1 protein-coding gene is annotated in these 241 nt (G+C 62.2%); it reads right to left on the bottom strand.

Translation table 11 applies throughout. The annotated features are described in order from the left end of the window. Positions 1-2 precede the first annotated feature (2 nt). The gene (locus tag KVS71_RS18455) at positions 3-164 is read right to left on the bottom strand and encodes a hypothetical protein (RefSeq protein ID WP_217585262.1); all 162 of its coding nucleotides are present in this window, start codon (positions 162-164) and stop codon (positions 3-5) included. Positions 165-241 lie beyond the last annotated feature (77 nt).

Genomic DNA, 241 nt, shown 5'->3' with positions numbered 1-241 from the left:
ACCTAGAGCGCCACCAGGGTGGTGACGACGATGAGCCCCATGCCGCCGATGAACAGCGGGATCGCGAGGGTCTGCGGCTTGAAGCCCACGACCATCACCACGTTGGCCACGATGCTCGCGGTGAACACCAGCTGCCACCGCCAGATCGAGTCCGTGCGGAACATCAAGGTCTGCCTCTCGTTCGGTCCTCAGCATGCACGCAAGGCTACTCATAGTTCGTCACTCCTCGCTCTTCAGGAGG

The sequence above is a fragment of the Microbacterium sp. GbtcB4 genome, assembly GCF_019091465.1.
In the GTDB taxonomy this organism is placed as follows: domain Bacteria; phylum Actinomycetota; class Actinomycetes; order Actinomycetales; family Microbacteriaceae; genus Microbacterium; species Microbacterium paraoxydans.
Note: the sequence above shows the minus strand (reverse complement) of the source record. Positions and strands in the feature narration are given on the sequence as shown.